At 65.1% G+C, this 15528-nt stretch carries 16 protein-coding genes and 1 pseudogene; 9 read left to right on the plus strand and 8 right to left on the minus strand.

Features of this window, described 5'->3' with window-relative positions; translation table 11 throughout:
• Window positions 1–40 precede the first annotated feature (40 nt).
• Window positions 41–667 carry a hypothetical protein gene (locus ACWV14_RS16045; RefSeq protein WP_454909452.1) on the plus strand — a complete coding sequence of 209 codons (627 nt, stop codon included), beginning with the start codon at window positions 41–43 and terminating at the stop codon, window positions 665–667.
• Between the two features lie 168 nt (window positions 668–835).
• Window positions 836–1039, plus strand: coding sequence for a hypothetical protein (locus tag ACWV14_RS16050; protein WP_454909453.1), 204 nt, complete (start codon window positions 836–838; stop codon window positions 1037–1039).
• A 24-nt stretch (window positions 1040–1063) separates the two neighbouring features.
• Here ACWV14_RS16050 and ACWV14_RS16055 read toward each other — a convergent pair whose 3' ends face one another.
• Window positions 1064–2008, minus strand: coding sequence for a LysR substrate-binding domain-containing protein (locus ACWV14_RS16055; protein WP_454909454.1), 945 nt, complete (start codon window positions 2006–2008; stop codon window positions 1064–1066).
• A gap of 104 nt (window positions 2009–2112) precedes the next feature.
• Between ACWV14_RS16055 and ACWV14_RS16060 the strand changes: the two genes are divergently transcribed.
• Both ACWV14_RS16060 and ACWV14_RS16065 read left to right on the plus strand, forming a co-directional pair.
• The gene (locus ACWV14_RS16060) at window positions 2113–2799 is read left to right on the plus strand and encodes an FMN-dependent NADH-azoreductase (RefSeq protein WP_454909455.1); all 687 of its coding nucleotides are present in this window, start codon (window positions 2113–2115) and stop codon (window positions 2797–2799) included.
• A 350-nt stretch (window positions 2800–3149) separates the two neighbouring features.
• Window positions 3150–5885 (plus strand): diguanylate cyclase domain-containing protein, encoded by a 2736-nt coding sequence (locus ACWV14_RS16065; protein WP_454909456.1) that lies wholly within the window; start codon window positions 3150–3152, stop codon window positions 5883–5885.
• A gap of 17 nt (window positions 5886–5902) precedes the next feature.
• Here the strand turns inward: ACWV14_RS16065 and ACWV14_RS16070 are convergent, their stop codons facing one another.
• Together ACWV14_RS16070 and ACWV14_RS16075 are read right to left on the minus strand one after the other, a co-directional pair.
• A complete protein-coding gene (locus ACWV14_RS16070; RefSeq protein WP_454909457.1) occupies window positions 5903–6421 on the minus strand; it encodes an N-acetyltransferase family protein in 519 nt (172 codons plus the stop codon).
• 79 nt (window positions 6422–6500) lie between these two features.
• On the minus strand, window positions 6501–7691 hold the full coding sequence (locus ACWV14_RS16075) for an MFS transporter (RefSeq protein WP_454909458.1): 1191 nt from the start codon (window positions 7689–7691) through the stop codon (window positions 6501–6503).
• Window positions 7692–7785: 94 nt separating this feature from the next.
• On the opposite strand from ACWV14_RS16075, the gene ACWV14_RS16080 reads away from it, so the two are divergent.
• Entirely contained in the window at window positions 7786–8748 is a 963-nt protein-coding gene (locus ACWV14_RS16080; protein WP_454909459.1) for a LysR substrate-binding domain-containing protein, read from the plus strand.
• Here ACWV14_RS16080 and ACWV14_RS16085 read toward each other — a convergent pair.
• Window positions 8697–9176: pseudogene (locus tag ACWV14_RS16085) on the minus strand (fumarylacetoacetate hydrolase family protein); the annotation flags it as partial. The gene ACWV14_RS16080 and the pseudogene ACWV14_RS16085 overlap by 52 nt on opposite strands.
• A 143-nt stretch (window positions 9177–9319) precedes the next feature.
• Between ACWV14_RS16085 and ACWV14_RS16090 the strand changes: the two are divergent.
• The 4 genes from ACWV14_RS16090 to ACWV14_RS16105 are packed head-to-tail and all read left to right on the plus strand — an operon-like array spanning window position 9320 to window position 13799.
• Window positions 9320–10999, plus strand: a complete 1680-nt coding sequence (locus tag ACWV14_RS16090; RefSeq protein ID WP_003830788.1) for a Mu transposase C-terminal domain-containing protein — start codon at window positions 9320–9322, stop codon at window positions 10997–10999.
• 2 nt (window positions 11000–11001) lie between these two features.
• Window positions 11002–11910 (plus strand): TniB family NTP-binding protein, encoded by a 909-nt coding sequence (locus ACWV14_RS16095; RefSeq protein ID WP_003830789.1) that lies wholly within the window; start codon window positions 11002–11004, stop codon window positions 11908–11910.
• Complete coding sequence (locus tag ACWV14_RS16100; RefSeq protein WP_009288528.1) at window positions 11907–13124, plus strand: TniQ family protein; 1218 nt, start codon at window positions 11907–11909, stop codon at window positions 13122–13124. The genes ACWV14_RS16095 and ACWV14_RS16100 overlap by 4 nt, the downstream gene beginning before the upstream one ends.
• Window positions 13125–13184: 60 nt before the next feature.
• Window positions 13185–13799 (plus strand): recombinase family protein, encoded by a 615-nt coding sequence (locus ACWV14_RS16105; RefSeq protein ID WP_010981357.1) that lies wholly within the window; start codon window positions 13185–13187, stop codon window positions 13797–13799.
• A gap of 38 nt (window positions 13800–13837) precedes the next feature.
• On the opposite strand, the gene ACWV14_RS16110 is transcribed toward ACWV14_RS16105, so the two are convergent.
• The 4 genes from ACWV14_RS16110 to merB form a co-directional block, all read right to left on the minus strand.
• The gene (locus ACWV14_RS16110; protein ID WP_005413391.1) at window positions 13838–14041 is read right to left on the minus strand and encodes a DUF3330 domain-containing protein; all 204 of its coding nucleotides are present in this window, start codon (window positions 14039–14041) and stop codon (window positions 13838–13840) included.
• Between the two features lie 132 nt (window positions 14042–14173).
• Window positions 14174–14410 (minus strand): broad-spectrum mercury transporter MerE, encoded by a 237-nt coding sequence (gene merE, locus ACWV14_RS16115; RefSeq protein WP_005413392.1) that lies wholly within the window; start codon window positions 14408–14410, stop codon window positions 14174–14176.
• A complete protein-coding gene (merD, locus tag ACWV14_RS16120; RefSeq protein WP_000995361.1) occupies window positions 14407–14772 on the minus strand; it encodes a mercury resistance co-regulator MerD in 366 nt (121 codons plus the stop codon). The genes merE and merD overlap by 4 nt, the downstream gene beginning before the upstream one ends.
• A gap of 111 nt (window positions 14773–14883) precedes the next feature.
• Entirely contained in the window at window positions 14884–15522 is a 639-nt protein-coding gene (gene merB, locus ACWV14_RS16125; protein WP_000761850.1) for an organomercurial lyase MerB, read from the minus strand.
• Between the last annotated feature and the right edge of the window lie 6 nt (window positions 15523–15528).

Here is a 15528-nt window from a genome sequence, read left to right on the forward strand (position 1 = left end):
CTTGCAGGATACCGGGCCACAGGCAAGAGAGTCCACGCACATGAGCATCGAGCATCCTCTCGGAGAAATCACGATTCTGACGGGAGCCGAGGTGGTACGCCGTCGGCCCGGGATGTATTTCGATCTCGGTGATGGCGATCTTGCAGCCACGCTCGTGATGCAGGCGCTGTGCCATGCCATCGACGATGCCATGGACGGCTGTTGTACGGCCATTCATCTGCAAGTGGACGGCTCTTGCGTGAAGGTGTGGTACGACAGTGGCATGCCCCTGGAGCCCGCACCCGGGCACCCTGGTGGGACCATCGCTGAAATGTTCCTCACGATTCATGCTGCGTGCCATTCGCACAAGAAGCACATCGAGGTGGGCTCCGAGTTCTGCCGTATCGGCCTTGCCGTTCTCAATGCTGCCTGCAGCGAGCTGACGGCGAAGATCGCGCAAGGCGGAAAGTCCGCGTCGTTGCGTTTTGTTCGCGGCAATCTGTGCGAGCCGGTGATGCTCGAACCGACGCAGGAGCGAGACGGAACCCTGCTGCGTTTCACGCTCGACGCGGGCGTGATCGGGGATGCCGTTGTTCCCCGGGAGGCCGCGCTGCGTCGCGCGATCGAAGCGTTGCTTGTGAAAATGCCGGAGCTGGCTGTTTCATTGGCCTACGGTACCGCTTCATGAACGGGGCGGCGTTCGCCAACACCCGACGAAGGTATTGCATGAAAATGCAAATAAGTCACAAATTCGGCCCATTTCAGATCCGGCGTCCACGCTGCTCAGGAGAAGCCCCGAGCAAGTCTTGAGTACCTAAAGACTACGATCCAGGGAATAAGACAGCCAAGGATCTCCATGGAGACGTACCCGACCCTTCGCCAGGCCACCGGCGTTGCCCGCATTCTCAGCAAGCGCTCGTCCTGCACCATCGTCGTCTACCGGCAAGCGGAGGGGAAGTTCGTGGCAGCGCATTCGACCGATCGGGTAGAGGGAATCATCGAAGGCGTGTACCGCGACGGGTATGTCGTTCCAACGCTCCTGAGCAAGACCGAGCGCTGACGTTGCGCAGCGCCGGTCAGGTCTTCAGGCCAAGCCTTCTGCCGGGCCTGGAGCCTGCGACCCGATCCACTCCCACACCGCACGAACCGCCGGCTCTCGCTCCCGTCCGTTCGCGGTCGCAAGAAAGTAGCTTCCCGTGTCGAGCGCCGGCCCGAACGGCTGCACCAGCGCGCCATTGCGCAGTTCTTCCGCCGAGAGCGTCAGGCTCAGCAGCGCGACACCGTGTCCGCCGAGCGCTGCGAGCATTGCATGCGTCTCGTCGGAGAACGACAGGCCCGACGGGGCCTTCGCCGTGCGTACATGCCGCTGCGCGATGCCTGCTTCCTTGAACCAGCGCGGCCACAGCGCCGGTGCAAGCGCCTGCGGCTGCCAGCTGCAATGAATCAACTGGTGCTTCGGCAGATCGGCCATGCGCTTGAGTCCCAGCATCGGGCTGCACATCGGCGCATAGCGCTCCGGCATCAGTTCGCGCACCGTGAGTCCGGGCCAGTTGCCACTGCCGGAGCGCACCGCGATGTCGGCGTCGCCGCGTGCGAGGTCGACCAGCGTATCGCTCGCGTGCAGCCGCAATTCGATGCCGGGGCAGGCCTCGCGGAACGCGGCCATGCGTGGCAACAACCAGCGGGCTGCAAAAGCGGTGTTGGTGGTCAGCGTGACCTGTGGTGATTTGGTGGGACGGCGCAGCTTGTCGATGCCGGCCTCGAGCACGTCGAAACCCATGCGAAGGTCGTCGAAAAGCCTCTGGCCGGCGGGCGTCAGCGCGAGCTGCCGTGTGAGGCGGCGGAACAACGGCTGCCCCAGCGTGTCTTCGAGTGCGCGCACCTGATGGCTGATGGCCGAGGGGGTGACCGAGAGTTCGAGGGCCGCGCGCTGGAAGCTCAGGTGCGCTGCCGCGGCCTCGAAGGCACGCAGCGAGAGCAGTGGCGGCAGCTGGCGGGCGGCGCGGATGGATGAGCCAATCTCGTTCATTCGAAGAGAAACGATCGTTTGTAGTGGAAGCGCTCCAAACCTAGATTGGAGGCCCGTGCAGTCATTCCGACAGCGCTCCACAAGATACATCCGTTCATCCATCCATGCCACTGAATCTTCTTCACATCGACGCCAGCGCGCGTCCCGGCCACTCCGGCATCGACCCCCACGGCTCGCACACGCGGCGTCTTTCCGCACGCTTCGTCGAACGTTGGCGCCGGTCGCGGCCCGATGACAACATCGACTATCTCGACGTCGGCCTGCAGCCGCCGGCGCATGTCGACAGCCGGTGGATCCACGCCGCCTTCACGCCACCGGCCGCGCGCGAACCATGGATGGCCGGCGTGCTCGCCGAGAGCGATCGGCTGGTCGACCAGCTCGTTGCCGCCGACCTCATCGTGGTGGGCCTGCCGATGTACAACTTCAGCGTGCCGTCGCAGTTCAAGGCATGGATCGACAACATCGTGCGCGTGGGCCGCACCTTCGGCTTCGACCGTTCGCGTGGCGCGGTGCCTTATTGGCCAATGCTGGCCGAGGCGGGCAAGTGCGCGGTGCTGCTGGGCGCGCGCGGAGACCACGGCTACGACGCGGGCGGCCGCGTTGCGCACCACAACCACACGGAGAGCAGCGTGCGTTCGGCCTTCGAATACATCGGCATTACCGATGTGCTCGAAGCGGCGGTGGAGTCGGACGAGTTCGGCGGCGAGCAGCTGGCGCAGTCGATGCGACAAGCGCAGGAGCGTGTGGACACGCTGGTCGACGCGCTGCTGCGCTCGCACGCCGCGGCTTGACGTGATGCCGCGGTTCGTGCGCCGGGCGCCCGCAGCCATTTAGCCAAGTGCCCAAACAGTCGTGCAGCAAATCGACTGTCCGGTGCGTAAAATTGACTGGAGGAAAAAAGTATTCGAAGCGCTTGCGTCCGCACCCCGGCGCAAGATTCCCGCGCCGACCGTCGTACGTTCCCTGTGCCGAAAGCCTTTGGCCCCGGAACCGTGCAAGGCGAACAGGTGTGGCTTGCAAGCTCTATCGTCGCATGCTGAACGCCCCGATACTCTCGCCGGAGACTCCCGCTGCACACGCCTCGGCAGCTTGAACAAGACCAATAATGAATCCCTCGGGCCCTTCGAAACTGCGCTTCGGCTTGCACACACGCCTCAGTCTCGGGGTGGCGGCGGTGGTTCTCACCGCCACCTTCACAATCGCGACCTGCGCGCTGCATTTCGTCAAGTCCAGCCTGCGAGCCTCCATCGCCGGCGAGCAGCTTGCCCGGGTGTCCGCGGTCGCGGACGCGATCGACCAGAAACTGAGCAGCCGCCGCATCCTGCTGCAGACTTTGGGCGACAGCGTGGTGGCCCAGGACTTCAAGGACGCCGAGCCGCTGCAGGCTTTTCTGGAGAAGCACGCGGCGCTCAAGCAGGCCTTCGACAACGTCGCGTTCATCGACATGGAAGGCAACCTGGTCGCCAGCCAGAACGGCGCGGTGCCCATCGGCAGCGTGAACATCAAGGACCGCGCCTACTTCCAGCAGACGGTGGCGTCCAAGGCGGGCATCATTTCCCAGCCCTACCGCAACCGCCTGAACGGCCTGGCGCAGGTGGCGATCACCGAGCCGGTGCTCGACAGTGCAGGGCAGGTGCGCTACGTCATTTCCGGAGCCATCAACCTCAAGGACCGCAACGTCCTGGGCGCGCTCGCCGAGGTCAAGATCGGCAAGACGGGGTACCTGTTCATCACGACCACCGACGGCATCGTGATCGATCATCCGCGTACTTCGCGCATCCTGAACCACGTGCAGGCCGACGGCGGGGCCGGCCCGCAGGTGCTGCGCGCAATCTCGGGCTTCGAGGGCACGAGCGAAGGCGTCGACGAGCACGGCGTGCCCAGCCTCTACGCCTTCGACCGCACCGAGCAGACGAACTGGATCGTCGGCTCGATGTACCCGAGCGCCGAGGCCTTCGCCCGTGTCGACGCCATCGAGCGTGCCGCGTGGATCGGTGCCGTGCTGCTGGCGCTGACCGCGGGCGCGCTGGCGCTGGGCGTGGTGCGCCGGCAACTGCGGCCGCTCGCCGAGCTGCACCGCCACATGCAGGTGGCGCAGCAGTCTCCCCACGAGATCGAGGCGCCGATGCAGTACGCGCACGACGAAATCGGCGATCTCGCCCGCACCTTCGACGAACTGATGAAGCAGCGCCGCGCGATCGAGCAGAGCCTGGCGCACAGCGAGGCGCAGGTTCGCACCATTGCGGACAACATTCCCGCGATGGTCTCGCACATCGATGCGTCGCTGCGCTACACCTTCGTCAATGCGCACGTGCGCGCGCTGCACAACAACGCGCCGCTGGTCGGCCGCTCGATGCCCGAAGTGCGCGGCCAGCGCGACTTCGCACTGGTGGAGCCGCACATCGCGCGCGCGCTGGCCGGCGAGGCCGTGATCATCGAGAAGCCCGGGGACGCCGCGCTGGGCATCGGCAATCGCACTTTCAAGGCGCACTACATTCCCGACATCGACGCCGACGGCGTGGTGCGCGGCGTGTTCTCCATGACCTTCGACATCACGGAGGAAGTGACCATCCACAAGGCGCTGACCGAGCAGGAAAAGCGGCTGCGCGACGTGACCGACAGCATTCCCGCGCTGGTCGGCTACTTCGACCGCAACCAGAATTGCCTGTTCGGCAACATCCGGGCGCGGCAGATGGCGGGCGTGGGCGACGGCTCGCTGGTGGGGACCACTCTGCGCGCGGCCATCGGCGAGGCCATGTACGCGCAGCACAAGCCCTACCTGCCGGTGATGTTCTCGGGCAAGAAGGTGCGCTTCTCGGTGCGTGCGCCCATGCGCGGCAAGGAAGGCTTCTTCCAGGTCAACCTCATTCCCGACAAGAACCTGCGCGGCGAGGTGGTGGGCTTCTACCTCATGAGCTTCAACATCACGGCGCTCAAGGAAGCCGAGCTGCGCCAGGCCGAGAGCGAACTGCGGCTGCGCGCCATCACCGACAGCATGCCGGCGCTGATCACCTACATCGACCGCGAGGAAAAAATCACCTTCGCCAACGCCACCAGCCGCGAGTGGCTCGGCCTCGACCCGACGCAAGTGCTCGGGCGCCACATGCAGGACGTTGCCGGCCGCGAGGTATATCTCTCGCGCCAGCCGATGATCGCCCGCGCGCTGGCGGGCGAGAAGGTGGAGTTCGAGGCGCGCACCCAGCGCAAGGGCTTCGAGCGCATCACCCAGGTGATCTACGTGCCCGACGTGCGGTCCGACGGCCTGACGCACGGCATCTTCTCGTTGGCGCTGGACATCACCGCGCTGAAGGTGGTGGAGCACAAGCTCATCGAGCTGGCGCGGCTCGACACGCTGACCAACCTGCCCAACCGGCTGGCCTTCAACGAATACCTGCCCGACGCGGTGCTGCGCGGGCGCTTCACCGGTAATTCGCTCGCGCTGATGTTCCTCGACATCGACCACTTCAAGGGCATCAACGACACGCTCGGCCATGCGGTGGGCGACGCCGTGCTGGTCGAATATGCGCGGCGGCTGCAGGGCAGCGTGCGCGGCACCGACATGGTGGCCCGGCTCGCGGGCGACGAGTTCGTGCTGGTGCTCGAGAACCTCGGCGGCCAGGAGGCGGTGGCCACCGTCGCGGCCAAGATCACCGATCGCATCAGCAAGCCGCCCTTCGAGGTGGACGGCCAGCAGATCGAAGTCACGACCAGCATCGGCATCGCGTTCCACCGCGCCGCCGATTCATTGGTGACGGCCGAAGAGTTGCTGGCGCGCGCCGATGCGGCGCTCTACAACGCGAAGGCGGCGGGGCGCAACCGGTTCGAGTTCTTCATGACCGTCAAGAACCTGCCGGACACTGCAGCCGAGGCGCACTGAAGTGGCGGTGAACGCGCTCAGGGCAGCGCGAGGACGTGGTTCTCGTGGCGGTCTTCACCAAGCACGAACCACGTTGTCCCTTTCAGGCCGAAGCCGTGCTTTTCATAGAAGCCGCAAGCGCGCCGGTTCCGGATATTGACCGACAGCCACAGCGCATCGTTGCCGGTGCGCTTCTTGACGGTGGCGCGCACCTGCTCGAGCAACGCCGTGCCGACGCCGGCCCGGGTGAACCGCTCCTGCACATAGAGCGTGCACAGCTCCACGTTGGAGGCCGGAGCGAGCGGTTGCGCGGCATCGAAGCGCAGCAGCGCGTATCCCACGAGGTGCGCATCATTCTGCGCAACGAGCAGCGCGGCTGCCGTGTCCTGCGCCAAGGTCGCAAAGCCCGACGGCGTGAACGCGTCGAGCACATGGCGCCCCAGCAGGTCATTCACGCCGTCGGTGGCATAGGTGTCGAGCCAGACCTGGATGGCCAAGGCCGCCAGCGCGTGTGCGTCGGTCGCAACGGCGTGGCGGACTTGGAGAGAAAGGGGCATTGCGCAGGAGATACGGGGCGTTGGCTTCCCCGGATTCTGCCTTTCCCGCTATTCCTGCGGATTCCTTCGAAGAGAGGGATCAGGCTGTTTGCGAAGCGCAATCCTGCAGCGTGTTGCGCGGTTCGCGCCGGTCCAGCGCGCGGCTCCACAGCGCGATGGCCAGGCCCGCCAGCGTGAGCAACGCAGCCACCCAGCCCAATGCGCGCAGCCCGGGGCCGTGCGCGATCACCACGCCGCCAACCCACGCGCCGAGCGCGTTGCCCAGGTTGAAGGCCGCGATGTTGAGGCTCGAGGCCAGGTTCTGGCCGGCGCCCGAGGCCTTTTCGAGCACCCGCAGCTGCATAGGCGCCACCGTGGCGAACGAGGCCACGCCCAGCAGGCCGACGAAGGCCACCGCCATCCACGGCGTGCCGATGACCCACTGCATGACGCCCAGCACCACCGCCAGCACCGCCAGCGTGCCCAGCACAGCCGGCATCGTCGCGCGGTCGGCCAGCTTGCCGCCCAGGATGTTGCCGACGGCCAGCCCGCCGCCGAACACCAGCAGCACCGGCGACACCGCCGATTCCGACAGCCCCGTGACCTGCGTCAGCAGCGGCTGGATGTACGTGAAGACGGCCAGCACGCCGGCAAAGCCCAGCACCGTCATTGCAAGGCCCAGCAGCACTTGCGGGCGCACCAGCACCGCGAGTTCCTCGCGCAGCGGGGCGAGCGGTGCGTCGTTGCGGCTGCGCGGCACGAACACGGCGAGCACCGCGAAGGCCAGCACACCCAGCACGGCGACCGCCCAGAACGCGGCGCGCCAGCCCAGGTGGAGGCCCAGCCAAGCGCCGGCCGGCACGCCCAGCAGCGTGGCGGCGGTCAGGCCGGTGAACATGATCGCGATGGCCGAGGCCCGGCGCTCGGGCGCCACCAGTCCGGTGGCCACCACCGAGCCGACGCCGAAGAAGGTGCCGTGCGCCAGCGAGGTGATCACGCGCGCCGCCATCAGCGTTTCGTAGTTGGGCGCGACGGCGCAGGCCAGGTTGCCGAGCGTGAAGATCGCCATCAGCGCGAGCAGCACCGTCTTGCGGGGCAGCTTGCGCGTTGCGATGGTGAGCACGGGAGCACCGACCGCGACCCCGAGCGCATAGCCCGATATCAGCAGGCCGGCGGCCGTGATGGAAACATTCAGGTCCGTCGAGACCTGCAGCAGCAGGCCCATGATGACGAACTCGGTGGTGCCTATTCCGAAGGCACCGGCGGTGAGGGCAAGTAGAGCGATTGGCATGATGCCCTGTACTTTGGAGACAAACGGGCTCGATGACTAGAATGCCTCGAGTACAAGCATTTGTGATTTGAAGTCACAAAACCAGGAGGCCGCCATGCCGCGCATCGACGTCAACCGCTCCGGCGAAATGGAGGCCTTCGTCCAGGTGGTGGAGTCGGGCGGTTTCTCGGCAGCGGCGCGCCTGCTGGGCATGACACCCTCCGCCGTGAGCAAGCTGATTTCTCGCATGGAACTGCGCCTGGGCATCCAGCTGGTGCACCGGTCCACCCGCAAGCTGCAGCTCACGCCAGAAGGCACGGAGTTCTACGAGCGCAGCCTGCGCGTGCTGGCCGACATGGACGAGGCCGAGCGTTGCGCCGCGGCCGGTGCGGCCCCACGCGGGCGGGTGAGCATCAATGCGAGCGTGTCCTTCGGGCAGCACAGGTTGGTGCCGCTGGTGCCGCGCTTGCTGGAGATGCATCCGCAGATCACGCTCGACATCGCGCTGACCGACCGCATCGTCGACCTGATGGACGAGCGCGCCGACATCGCTATCCGCTGGGGCCAACTGCCGTCTTCAGACCTCGTGGCGCGTCGGCTTGGCGAGACCAGCCAGTCGATCGTGGCCGCGCCGTCTTATCTTGCGAAGTACGGCACGCCGCGCACGCCGCAGGAACTGGAGGCGCACAACCGGCTGGGCTGGAGCTACCGCCGCAATTCGCCCGATTGGCCGCTGCGCGTGGACGGGCGAACGCAGTGGCTGCCGGTGGCCGGCCCGGTGCGCGCGGGCGACGGCGAGACCTTGCGTCAGTTGGCGATCGCGGGGGCGGGCGTTGCCAGGCTGTCGCTGTATCACATACAGCATGACATCGACGCGGGCCGGCTGGTGCCGCTGCTGGAGGAGTTCAATCCCTGCGAGGTGGAACCGATCCATGCGGTGTACATCGGCAAGGCCGGCACGCTGCCGGCCCGGGTGCGCGCGGTGCTGGACTTTCTGGTCGCGTGTTCCGGCGTGGGCGGCGGGCGCTACACGCTCAAGCGGACCGCGCCAATGCCGGGGAATTCGGCCGTTACCTGATCGCCGCGCCGGCAGGGCAGCACACCGACCCACGAGCCGGTGGTGACCACGGTGCCGGCCGGCACGGTGTGGCCGTGGCGCGTGAGATGGCGCAGCCAGATGGGCAGCAGCCACGTAGGGTCGGCCAGCGGGTGCGTGCCTGTGCGCACCACCGTGTCCGCATCGCCGACCTTGGTTTCACAGCGCTGCGAAGCCCAGTCGAGCGCGGCATACGGTTTCCATTCGCCGATCACCAGTGCGCCGTGCACCTGCGAATCGGCCAGGCGCAGCAGGGCGGGCGTGGAGGGCAGGTCTTGCCAGCGGGCATCGACGATCTCGACCGACACGGCCATGGCGTCGACGACCGACGCGGCGTTGCCGTGGTCGAGCGCCGCCGCCTGCGCGGGCGTGACGTCCTGGCCGAGCCGCAGTGCAATTTCCGCCTCGATTGTCATTTTCAGAAGACGACTGCACCAATTGACGGGGCGTAACGCCAGGTGTGCAGTCGGCTCCTGACCACGCAATATCAGAAGTCATCTGCACCAATCTCGACTATGCTCAATACTCGTGTGCACCAAAGCGAGGTGTGAGCATGGCGTCAGACACATTACCAATTGCCGAGCAGGGCGTGGCCACCCTGCCCGATGCGGCATGGGCACAGGCCCGGCACCGGACCGAAATCATCGGGCCGCTGGCAGCGCTTGAAGTGGTTGGGCATGAAGCCGCCGATGCCGCTGCTCAAGCGCTGGGCCTATCCAGGCGGCAGGTGTATGTCCTGATCCGGCGTGCCCGGCAAGGTGCTGGGTTTGTGACGGACCTGGTTCCCGGCCAGTCCGGCGGCGGAAAAGGCAAGGGACGCTTGCCGGAATCAGTTGAGCGCATCATCCGCGAGTTGCTGCAAAAGCGCTTCCTGACCAAGCAGAAGCGTAGCCTGGCGGCGTTCCACCGCGAGGTCGCGCAGGCTTGCAAAGCGCAAAAGCTACGGGTGCCGGCGCGCAACACTTTGGCCCTGCGGATCGCCGGCCTCGACCCGCTCAAGGCCACTCGCCGCCGGGAAGGTCAGGATGCGTCCCGCAGCCTGCAAGGTGTCGGTGGTGAGCCTCCCGCCGTGACCGCGCCACTGGAACAAGTGCAGATTGATCACACGGTCATCGACCTGATCGTGGTGGACGAGCGCGACCGGCAACCGATTGGCCGTCCGTATCTGACCATCGCCATCGACGTGTTTACCCGCTGCGTGCTCGGCATGGTCGTCACGCTGGAAGCGCCGTCATCTGTTTCGGTCGGCCTGTGCCTTGTGCATGTCGCCTGCGACAAGCGTCCCTGGCTGGAGGGTCTGAATATAGAAATGGATTGGCCGATGAGCGGCAAGCCCAGGCTGCTCTACTTGGACAACGCGGCCGAGTTCAAGAGCGAGGCGCTGCGCCGTGGCTGCGAGCAGCACGGCATCCGGTTGGACTATCGTCCGCCAGGGCAGCCGCACTACGGCGGCATCGTGGAACGGATCATCGGTACGGCGATGCAGATGATCCACGATGAATTGCCAGGGACGACCTTCTCCAACCCTGACCAGCGCGGGGACTACGATTCCGAAAACAAGGCCGCCCTGACATTGCGTGAGCTGGAGCGCTGGCTCACGTTGGCGGTGGGCACCTATCACGGCTCTGTGCACAACGGCCTGCTTCAGCCGCCGGCGGCGCGCTGGTCAGAAGCCGTGGCGCGTGTCGGTGTACCGGCTGTCGTCACCCGCGCCTTGGCTTTTTTGGTCGATTTCCTGCCCATCATTCGCCGTACTCTGACTCGCACCGGCTTTGTCATCGACCACATTCACTACTACGCCGATGCGCTCAAACCGTGGATCGCACGACGCGACCGCTTGCCCGCTTTCCTGATCCGGCGCGACCCGCGTGACATCAGCCGTATCTGGGTGCTGGAACCGGAGGGGCAGCATTACCTGGAAATCCCCTACCGTACCTTGTCGCACCCGGCTGTCACCCTCTGGGAACAACGGCAGGCGCTGACGAAATTGCGGCAGCAGGGACGCGAACAGGTGGATGAGTCGGCGCTGTTCCGCATGATCGGGCAGATGCGCGAGATCGTGACCACCGCACAGAAGGCCACGCGCAAGGCGCGGCGCGACGCGGATCGACGCCAGCACCTCAAGGCATCGCCTCCGCCGGACAAGCCGATTCCGCCGAAAACGGACGTTGCTGATCCGCAGGCAGACAACCTGCCTCCGGCCAAACCGTTCGACCAGATCGAGGAGTGGTAGCCGTGGACGAATATCCCATCATCGACTTGTCACACCTGCTGCCAGCGGCACAGGGGCTGGCTCGGCTGCCGGCGGACGAGCGCATCCAGCGCCTTCGCGCCGACCGCTGGATCGGCTACCCGCGCGCGGTCGAGGCGCTGAACCGGCTGGAAACCCTGTATGCGTGGCCAAACAAGCAACGCATGCCCAACCTGCTGCTGGTTGGCCCGACCAACAACGGCAAGTCGATGATCATCGAGAAATTCCGGCGCACGCATCCGGCCAGCTCCGACGCGGACCAGGAACACATGCCGGTGCTGGTCGTGCAGATGCCGTCCGAACCGTCGGTGATCCGCTTCTACGTCGCGCTACTTGCCGCGATGGGGGCACCATTGCGCCCGCGCCCACGGCTGCCGGAAATGGAGCAACTGGCGCTGGCACTGCTGCGCAAGGTCGGCGTGCGCATGCTGGTGATCGACGAGCTGCACAACGTCTTGGCCGGCAACAGCGTCAACCGGCGGGAATTTCTCAACCTGCTGCGCTTCCTCGGCAATGAGCTGCGCATCCCATTGGTCGGGGTCGGCACGCGCGACGCCTACCTGGCCATCCGCTCGGATGACCAATTGGAAAACCGCTTCGAGCCCATGATGCTGCCGGTGTGGGAGGCCAACGACGATTGCTGCTCACTGCTGGCCAGCTTCGCCGCTTCGCTTCCATTGCGGCGACCCTCGTCGATTGCCACGCTGGACATGGCCCGCTACCTGCTCACACGCAGCGAGGGCACCATCGGCGAACTGGCGCACTTGCTGATGGCGGCGGCCCTCGTCGCCGTGGAGAGCGGCGAGGAAGCGATCAACCACCGCACGCTCAGCATGGCCGATTACACCGGCCCAAGCGAGCGGCGTCGGCAATTCGAGCGGGAACTGATGTGAAGCCAGCGCCACGCTGGCCACTGCATCCGGCACCCAGGGAAGCCGAAGCCCTGTCTTCGTGGCTCAACCGCGTGGCCCTTTGCTATCACATGGAAGTGTCCGAGCTGCTGGAGCACGATCTTGGTCACGGCCAGGTTGATGACCTGGACACCGCGCCACCACTGGCGCTGCTGGCGATGCTCTCCCAGCGGAGCGGTATCGAGCTGGATCGGCTGCGCTGCATGAGTTTCGCCGGCTGGGTGCCTTGGCTACTGGACAGCCTTGATGATCAGATTCCAGCCGCATTGGAAACCTATGCGTTCCAGCTCTCGGTACTGCTGCCGAGACTCCGCCGTAAGACGCGATCCATCACGAGCTGGCGTGCCTGGCTGCCCACCCAACCGATACACCGCGCCTGTCCGCTCTGCCTGAACGATCCGGAGAACCAAGCCGTACTGCTCGCGTGGAAGCTGCCCCTGATGCTGAGCTGCCCACTGCATGGCTGCTGGCTGGAATCCTATTGGGGCGTGCCAGGGCGGTTTCTCGGCTGGGAGAACGCCGACGCCGAACCGCGCACTGCCAGCGACGCGATTGCGGCGATGGACCAGCGTACCTGGCAGGCACTGACGACCGGCCACGTGGAGTTGCCGCGCCGACGCATCCACGCCGGATTGTGGTTTAGGCTGCTACGCACGCTGCTCGATGAGCTGAACACCCCGCTTTCGACGTGCGGCACCTACGCGGGGTATCTCCGCCAAATCTGGGAATGCTGCGGGCATCCGCTGCGTGCTGGGCAAAGTCTGTGGCGACCGTATGAAACCCTGAACCCGGCAGTACGGTTGCAGATGCTGGAGGCGGCGGCAACGGCAATCAGCTTGATTGAGGTGAGGGATATAAGCCCGCCAGGCGAGCACGCAAAGCTATTCTGGTCCGAGCCCCAAACCGGGTTCACCAGTGGCCTGCCGGCGAAAGCGCCGAAGCCCGAACCCGTCGATCACTGGCAGCGTGCAATCCAGGCCATTGATGAGGCCATCATTGAAGCACGACACAACCCCGAGACGGCACGCTCGCTGTTCGCGTTGGCTTCCTATGGTCGGCGCGACCCCGCTTCCTTGGAACAGTTGCGCGCCACCTTCGCGAAGGAAGGCATCCCCCCGGAATTTCTGTCACATTATGAGCCTAGCCTACCCTTTGCATGCCTTAGACAGAATGACGGGTTAAGTGACAAATTTTGACGTGCAGAGCTTCCCGATGCAAACTGTCACATAATCGAACGTATATGTGACAGGTACAAGATGCTGATTGGCTACATGCGAGTATCGAAGGCGGATGGCTCCCAGGCGACGGACTTGCAGCGCGATGCGCTGGTCGCGGCCGGTGTTGATCCGGCGCATCTCTATGAAGACCAAGCGTCCGGAAAACGCGAGGATCGTCCCGGTCTGGCGAGCTGTCTGAAGGCACTACGGCCAGGCGACACGTTGGTCGTTTGGAAACTGGATCGGCTCGGGCGCGACCTGCGCCATCTGATCAATACCGTCCATGACCTGACCGGACGCGGCATCGGCCTCAAGGTGCTGACCGGGCACGGCGCGGCCATTGACACCACGACCGCCGCCGGCAAGCTGGTCTTCGGTATCTTCGCCGCGCTGGCCGAGTTCGAGCGCGAGTTGATCGCCGAGCGCACCGTGGCGGGCCTGGCCTCAGCACGGGCACGCGGCCGGAAAGGCGGCCGGCCGTTCAAGATGACCGCCGCCAAGCTGCGGCTGGCGATGGCGGCAATGGGGCAGTCAGAGACCAAGGTCGGCGACCTGTGCCAGGAACTTGGCATCACGCGGCAGACCCTGTATCGGCATATTTCACCCAAGGGCGAGCTACGTCCAGATGGCGAGAAGCTACTCAGCCGAATTTGATGCCGACATGAGGCGACGTAGCGAAAGCGTGGTTTGTCTCAATTTGACGGCGGCGAACCGCAAGCGTTCGGTTCGCCGCTCGTTTCGGTCGCAGTGCTGGCCCGCGCCTGGAAACGTTGATAACACTCCAGCCCGCAGAAGTGCTCGACGTACTCCGCGCCTTCCGGTGTGAAGGCGGCATCGAGCGGAATTTCCTTGCAGCACACGCAGCAACTGGTGGCGGTCGGATCATTTGCATTCATGGTGGCACCCCTCCATTGACTGACGAAGACGGCGAATGCCGCCGCCGGCATCGGCTTTGCGAACAGAAAGCCTTGCCCGCGCTCGAACGCTTGGGCCCTCCGCCGTAGTCCATCCATCCGGCCGGGAAGCGCTCATGATCTTTCCCTGAATGCCCGCAACGCCCGCGCCAGTGACAGAAGAAACAGGCCGGTCAAACCGAGCGCCGTGATGACCCAATACTCGACAAGGAATGCACCGGCGGTTGTGCCGGCCAGCACGGCAGCGAGGATGGACAGGTGGCAGGGGCAAGTCAGCACGGCCAGCGTGCCCCACAGGTAGCCGGTGAACGGTTTGTGCGTCTCGGCCGGCATGCGCTCGGGGCTGTTCATGGCAAACTCTCCGCATGCTGTGCCGGCGCGGTCGGCATGGCGGCCAACTGCACTTCCAGATTGGCCAACGCTTCGCGCCGGCGTTCGACGAACTGACGCAGCACAGCAAGCTGCGCGGCAGTTTCATCGCAGTTCGCCGCATCCAGCGCCCGGCACAGCCGCGCCAATGCGCCGAGGCCGATGCCCGCCTCGAAGGCGGCCCGCACGAAGCACAGTCGCTGCAAGGCGGCGTCATCGAACAGGCCGTAGCCACCCGTGGTGCAGGCGACTGGCCGCAGCAATCCGCGCAGCAGGTAGTCGCGCACGATATGCACGCTCACCCCGGCATCAAGGGCCAGCCGGGACACCGTGTAGGCGTTCATCGAACACCTCCTTTTGGTCGGTTCACGGCAATGCATATACCGTTTCGCCGAGTTCAATCCGCGCGCTGCGAATCCGATGCCGGTGCCGTAGAACATTGGGTCGATATCCGATCACGGTGTCCTAGATGACATGGTCTGCAACAGATGTCGATTAAACTCCTGGCCCAAGCCGAAAGCCTCGTGGACACTGACGATCGCCAATCCTTCCAATCCTTGATGCTTGGAGGCCCAGTCTTCCGCCGTCGGGACAGATGCAAAGAAATGTACATGGCAACAGAAGGACTGACGAACGTCGGCTGCTTCCTGCGGCAATACCAAGGACACCGCCATGCCGGCAGGTTCGACAGCCTGTATCTCGCTGGGTGAAACCGTGAGTGAAACGGGTGCTCCGGTTGCAGCGCAATGCGATGAGACGCGAGCTGTACGGCCGATCAGCGCCGGAAATATCAAGGTGTCCAGCGCGCACCAGGCATACAGACGGCGGTCGTCAATTTCAAAGACATACGAAGTCTCGCGCAAGGTGAGGCCGTAGCCGATGATGTTCCCATCTTTGTCATATTCGGTACTGGTGGCCTGTTCGAGTACGGCGGCCACTCGCTCAGCGGGCCAGTCGAGAATCCCGGCAAGTGTCGTTCGTGAAACCGGACGCCCCTTGGCGAGTTCCCGCAGTAGCGGGACCAAGAGATCCGCAGTACCATTGGTACGATTGACCGAAGTGAGACGTTCTAAAATATATGGGGCGAGCTTCATGGTTCC

The organism is Variovorax durovernensis (assembly GCF_977011995.1).